Raw genomic sequence first — 6035 nt, forward strand, 5'->3', positions numbered from 1 at the left:
AGTCAGGCTCCGACACATCGACGACGCGCAGCGTCACACCGAATACTTCTTGACCAGTTCGTGTTTGAACATTTTTCCGGTATCGGTACGCGGCAGCTGCGCCTCGAACGAGATCGACCGTGGACACTTGTAGTGCGCCAACCGCTCTCGCAGCCAGGCGACCAGCTCGTCGGCGAACTCGCCGGTCGCATCCGCCGGGTGGACGGTTTGCACCGCGGCTTTGACGCTTTGCCCCATTTCGTCGTCGGGAATGCCGAACACCGCCGCGTCCAGCACCTTTGGATGGGTGACGAGCAGGTTTTCGGCTTCCTGCGGATAGATGTTCACGCCACCGGAGATGATCATGTGGTGGCGACGGTCGGTCAGGAACAGGTAGCCGTCTTCGTCGACGTAGCCGACGTCGCCGACCGTCGTCCAGCCGTGCTCGTCGCGGGAGGCCGCGGTCTTCGCCGTGTCGTTGAGGTATTCGAAGGAAAAGCCTCCCTCGAAATAGATTTCGCCAGGTTGGCCGGGCGGCAACTCGTTACCGGCCTCGTCGAGGATGTGAAGCTGACAATTCATCGGCTTGCCGACCGAGCCGGGGTGCGCCAGCCACTCCTCGGCGCTGATCAACGTCGACCCGATGGCTTCCGAGGACGCGTAGTACTCGTCGACAATCGGCCCCCACCAGTCGATCATCTGCTTCTTGATCTCCACCGGGCAGGGAGCGGCCGCGTGCATCACCCGTTCCAGGCTGGACAGGTCGAACGAATCGCGTTTAGCCTCAGGTAGTTTCAGCATCCGGGTGAACATGACGGGGACGAACTGTCCGTGCGTGACCCGGTGACGCTGGATGGCATCCAAGCAGCCTTCGGGATCGAACTTCTCCAAGACAACCGTCGTGATGCCGCCGGCCTGCACGGTCATCGACCACACCGATGGCGCGGTGTGATACAGCGGCGCGGGGCTGAGATAGACCGCATCCGGGTGCATCCAAAATCCGACCAGGGCCGACATCATGCCCGGCGCCTCGGCGGGCGAGACGTGTGGCAACTCCCGCTTGATGCCCTTCGGTCGGCCGGTGGTGCCCGAGGAGTACTGCAGCAGATCACCTTCGACCTCGTCGTCGATCGGTGTATCCGGTTGATCCGCAACACATTCGGGGTAGCGCTGCCAGCCGTCGAGGTCATCGTCGGCGATCATCAGCAGTGCGGGCAGGCCGTCGGGCAGCTGCTCGGCGAGGTTCTCGCAGGTCTTGCGCAGCGCGGCGGAACCGATGATCGCCTTGGCGGCGCTGTTGTCGATGATGTACGCCGCCTCCGGCGCGGTCAGGTGCGTGTTGATCGGCACGTAGTACAGACCGGCGCGGCGAGCCGCCCACATGACCGCGTGGATGTGCTGGTTGTTCTCCATCAGGATCGCGACCGCGTCGCCTTCGACCAGACCGGCCTGACGGAAGTAGTGCGCCAGCCGATTGGCGTGGGCTTCCAACTCGTCGAAGGTGATCACCGTGCCGGACGGGTGAAGAATGATCGCGGGTTTGTCGACTGCGCCCTGGCCGGAGGTGTGCTGGCGAATCTGCATGGGCAGACTGTACCGCCGCAAAACTTGACAGCTGTCAAGGAGGTCGCCGTGCGCTGCTGCGGCTAGCTTTCGTGCACCGGTTGGAGGTGCGGGTGACCGCCATGACGTTTGGCCCGGCCGGCGAACGGAGCGGCCAGCGTCGGCAGCAGCTGGCGGCGATTGCTCATCAGCGCGACCAATGCTACCGCCGCATACACGGCGCTGATGGCGAAGCGCCCCTCGGTCGAGGTCAGCGGGAACTGCACGACGAACAACCCGAGCAGCAGCCACGCGGCCCAACGCTGGAACCGCAGACCGAGCAACAGCGTGACGCCCATCAACGTCTGCGCGGCGGTGAGCACGATCTCCTCGACCTGGCGGCCGTCCAGGTGCATCGAGGTGCCACCGCCGCCGAGCATGAACGCCACCGGCAACGACCCGATCAGCAGCGTCCACTGGTTGACCTTCGCCGAGACCAGCGTCGAAATCGCGGCGCCGCCCTTGCCCCGGGCGGCGAAGATGGTCGCGATGATGAACTCCGGCGCCTCCGACGCCAGCGGGGCCAGCCACTGCACCAGCAGGAAGCGGTCGATACCGAGCTTGGTGCCAGCGCCGATCAGGTTGTCGGCAAAGGGTTTTGCGCATGTCACGATCACCAAAGCCGCGAAGATGAACAGTGCGGCCACCGCGATCCGACGCGCCCGGTCGGGTAGTGCGCCCAGCGCGGCCGCGGTGCCGACCAGCTCGGGTTCCTCGACCTCACCGCGGCTCAGCTTGTAGAGGTAGAAGCCGAACCAGGCCAGTAGCGCGACACCGAAGGCAATATGGATGCGACCCGTCACCGGGATGACGAAGGCGACCACTCCGGCGACCATCAGGAAGCCGATCTCCACCCGGTTGCTGGCGTCGAGGTCCAGTCCGCCGACTTTGCGGCCGCTGGCCCGGCGCGCCACCAGGACGCTGACCAGGACGACGACCGGCCACCCGAGACCCATCAGCAGCCGATTCGAGCCGGTCATGTTCGCCGCCGCGTACTGCGTGTAGGCCGGCACGTGGCCGGCGGTGTAGGCGTAGTACAGGTCGACGGCGTACTCGGGAAGGACGGCGATGACGGCCAGCACGGCGACGGCCAGGCTGCCCGACACGTCGATCTGGGCGGCTTCCGCAGCCCACGCCAACACGAAGCTGGCGCCCACGACGGCGCCACCGTAGACGAGCAGACCCAGCACGGGCTCTGGGTACACACCGAGGATCCGCAGCACCAGAGCGGGGCAGATGACGACGCTGACGATTGCGAGTGAGCGGAACAACGTCCGCGACCGGGCACCGGATTCCGTTACGGCGGGCGCGGTTGTTGTCACGTCGTTAAGGTACCCGGCGAGCATCCATCCAGCAACATAGCCAGGCTAGGCGAATGGATGCGGCGTACAACTCAAATTTGCTGCTCAGGAGGGTCACAAACGAGAGTTCGGTTACCCGATCTTTCGGATGTGGCAACCCTGCCGCTGCCGCGGGAGTGCTTAGTCGGACTCGGCCAGACGCTGCTTGAGCGCCTCGAACTCGTCCTTGACACCGGTGGGCAGCTTGTCGCCGACGAATTCGAACCACTCTTCGATCAGCGGCAACTCCTGGCGCCACTCGTCGACGTTGACCGCCAGCGCGCGGTTGACGTCGGAGGCGTCGACGTCGAGTCCGTCAAGGTCGAGGTCGTCGGAGGTGGGAACGACGCCGATCGGCGTCTCCTGGCCACCAGCCTGGTGCTCGATGCGGTCGACGATCCACTTGAGCACCCGGCTGTTCTCACCGAAGCCCGGCCACAGGAACTTTCCGCCTTCGCCGCGCCGGAACCAGTTGACGAAGAACACCTTCGGCAGCTTGGACTCGTCAGAGTTCTTGCCGAGGTCGATCCAGTGCTGGAAGTAGTCGCCGACGTTGTAGCCGAGGAACGGCAGCATGGCCATCGGGTCGCGGCGCACGTCGCCGACCTTGCCCTCGGCGGCGGCGGTCTGCTCGCTGCCCATGGTGGCTCCCATGAACACGCCGTGCTGCCAGTCGCGGGCCTCGGTCACCAGGGGCACCGTGGTCTTGCGGCGAGCACCGAACAGGATGCCCGAGATCGGCACACCCTGCGGGTCGTCCCACTCCGGCGCCAGGATCGGGCACTGCGACATCGGGGTGCAGTAACGCGAGTTCGGGTGCGCAGCTTTGGTTTCCGTCTCGCGGAGGAGCCAGTCGTTGCCCTTCCAGTCGATCAGGTGATCCGGCTCGCCCTCCAGACCTTCCCACCACACGTCACCGTCATCGGTGAGCGCGACGTTGGTGAAGACGGTGTTGCCCGCCGCGATGGTCTTCATGGCGTTGGGGTTGGAGTCCCAGTTCGTGCCGGGTGCGACGCCGAAGAAACCGAACTCCGGGTTGACCGCGTACAGCCGGCCGTCCTTGCCGAACCGCATCCAGGCGATGTCGTCACCGAGAGTCTCGGCGCGCCAACCGGGGATGGTCGGCTGCAGCATCGCGAGGTTCGTCTTGCCACAAGCCGACGGGAAGGCCGCGGCGAAGTAGTACGCCTTGTTCTCCGGCGAGATCAGCTTGAGGATCAGCATGTGCTCGGCGAGCCAGCCCTCGTCGCGGGCCATCGCCGACGCGATCCGCAGTGAATAGCATTTCTTGCCCAGCAACGCATTTCCGCCGTAGCCGGACCCGAAGCTCCAGATTTCCCGGGTCTCTGGAAAGTGCGTGATGTATTTGGTGTCGTTGCACGGCCACGGCACGTCTTTTTGCCCGGGCTCCAGCGGAGCACCGATTGAGTGCAATGCCTTCACGAAAAAGCCGTCATCGCCCAGCTTTTCCAATGCGGCCTTGCCCATTCGGGTCATCACCTTCATCGAGGCGACGACGTACTCGGAGTCGGTGATCTCCACGCCGAGCTTGGGGTCCTCGGCACCGAGCGGGCCCATGCAGAACGGGACGACCCACATGGTGCGCCCGCGCATGCAGCCGCGGTACAGCTCGGTCATGGTGGCCCGCATCTCGGCCGGGGGCTTCCAGTTGTTGGTCGGGCCTGCGTCGACCTCGCGCTCCGAGCAGATGAAGGTCCGCGACTCGACCCGCGCCACGTCGGAGGGGTCCGACAGCGCCAGGTAGGAGTTCTTGTGCTTGTTTTCGTTGAGCTTGGTGAAAGTCCCGGCCTCGACCAGCTGGTCGGCCAGCCGCTGCCACTCTTCGTCGGAGCCGTCCGCGAAGACCACCCGGTCCGGCTGGGTCAGCTCAGCGACCTCCTCCACCCAGGACAGCAAGCCCTGATGGTTCGTCGGGGCGGTATCCAGACCAGGAACGGTCGCTGAAGTCATCAAAATCTCCTGCAGTCGCGGTGGTGCATGTGTGCGCGGCTAGTTTGCGGCGGCCTGCACACAGGTTATCGCGAGGTGTATACCCAGAAAAAGCCGAGGCTGTATCGGTTAACTCACAGGAACGATTCAGAACACGTTATCGGCGGTATCTGTCGGCGAATTTTCGTCGATTTCCTCGTCGTCGTCACCGGAAGGCACCGAAGTCTCGGACGGTGCGCCCGCTTCGCCGGAAGGGGTATCGGCGACCTCGCGGGGCCCGGCGGCGTCGCCGAGTTCCGCCCCCACCGCATCGAGCGCGGCCTGCAGGGTCGGCATCTCCCGCCCGCGCAGCGCGGCGGCCCGCGCCCCGACGACGGAGTGTTCGCGCAGCTCGGTGTCGATGACGCTGATCTGCTCGGCGACCCGTGCGCTCTCGCCCTCGTCCTGCTCGGCCAGTGCGGCGGTCAACGTCGACTCCGCCGCCAATACCCGGGTCGCCACCAGTTGCTCGACCGCGGACTGCAGTTGCGCGGTCGCCTCGCCGACCCACCGGTCGAGCAGCGCGCGGTCGCGCAGCAGCCCGCGGGTTCCGACCACCCAAACCGTCAGCGCCAGCCCGACTGCCGCGCATGCGACGGCTCCGGCCACCGTCAAGCCCGGCGTCAGATCGGCCAGCAGCCGGCTCAGCGTCAGCGCCACACCCAACCCAAAGCCCGCGCCCACCAGCATCATCAGCCGGGTCTCCAGCTTCCGCGACTTCAGCTGCGGCGCCGGAACCTCGATCGTCGGGAGCGTCGACGGTGCCGGCGGGTCAACCGTCAGGTCCAGCCCCTGCGCGACGTCGGCCAAATGAGTCGTCGTGCCGTCGTCCACCTCGGTGATCACCTCATTGAGGCGCGCACCCGCGTAGGACTCGAACTCCGGCAGTTTGGCCTTGGTCAGGCTCGCGGCGTCCTCCTGCAGCTCGGAGCGGACCGACGCGCAGCGGTTGCGGGCGAAGTACGACAGCTGAACCCGAGCCTGCTGGGTCTGGCTACGCAAAGCGATCGTGCGCTCCGACTTGGACAGTCGTCGCTGCCGCAGGATCGCGCTGCGCTGGTCGCGCAGCAGCCCGCGGGTTCCGACCACCCAAACCGTCAGCGCCAGCCCGACTGCCGCGCATGC

Annotated in this window: 3 protein-coding genes and 1 pseudogene; all 4 read right to left on the reverse strand. The window is 65.8% G+C overall.

Features of this window, described 5'->3' with window-relative positions; all coding sequences use genetic code 11:
* Positions 1-33: 33 nt before the first annotated feature.
* Positions 34-1563 carry a fatty-acid--CoA ligase FadD4 gene (gene fadD4, locus VGH54_RS01480; RefSeq protein ID WP_331510164.1) on the reverse strand — a complete coding sequence of 510 codons (1530 nt, stop codon included), beginning with the start codon at positions 1561-1563 and terminating at the stop codon, positions 34-36.
* Between the two features lie 62 nt (positions 1564-1625).
* Positions 1626-2903 (reverse strand): sodium:proton exchanger, encoded by a 1278-nt coding sequence (locus VGH54_RS01485; protein ID WP_331510165.1) that lies wholly within the window; start codon positions 2901-2903, stop codon positions 1626-1628.
* A gap of 159 nt (positions 2904-3062) precedes the next feature.
* Positions 3063-4892 (reverse strand): phosphoenolpyruvate carboxykinase (GTP), encoded by a 1830-nt coding sequence (locus tag VGH54_RS01490; RefSeq protein ID WP_331510166.1) that lies wholly within the window; start codon positions 4890-4892, stop codon positions 3063-3065.
* Between the two features lie 126 nt (positions 4893-5018).
* Positions 5019-6035 (reverse strand): annotated as a pseudogene (locus tag VGH54_RS01495) (hypothetical protein); the annotation flags it as partial.

It is taken from the genome of Mycobacterium sp., from assembly GCF_036488105.1.
Taxonomy (GTDB): Bacteria; Actinomycetota; Actinomycetes; order Mycobacteriales; family Mycobacteriaceae; genus Mycobacterium.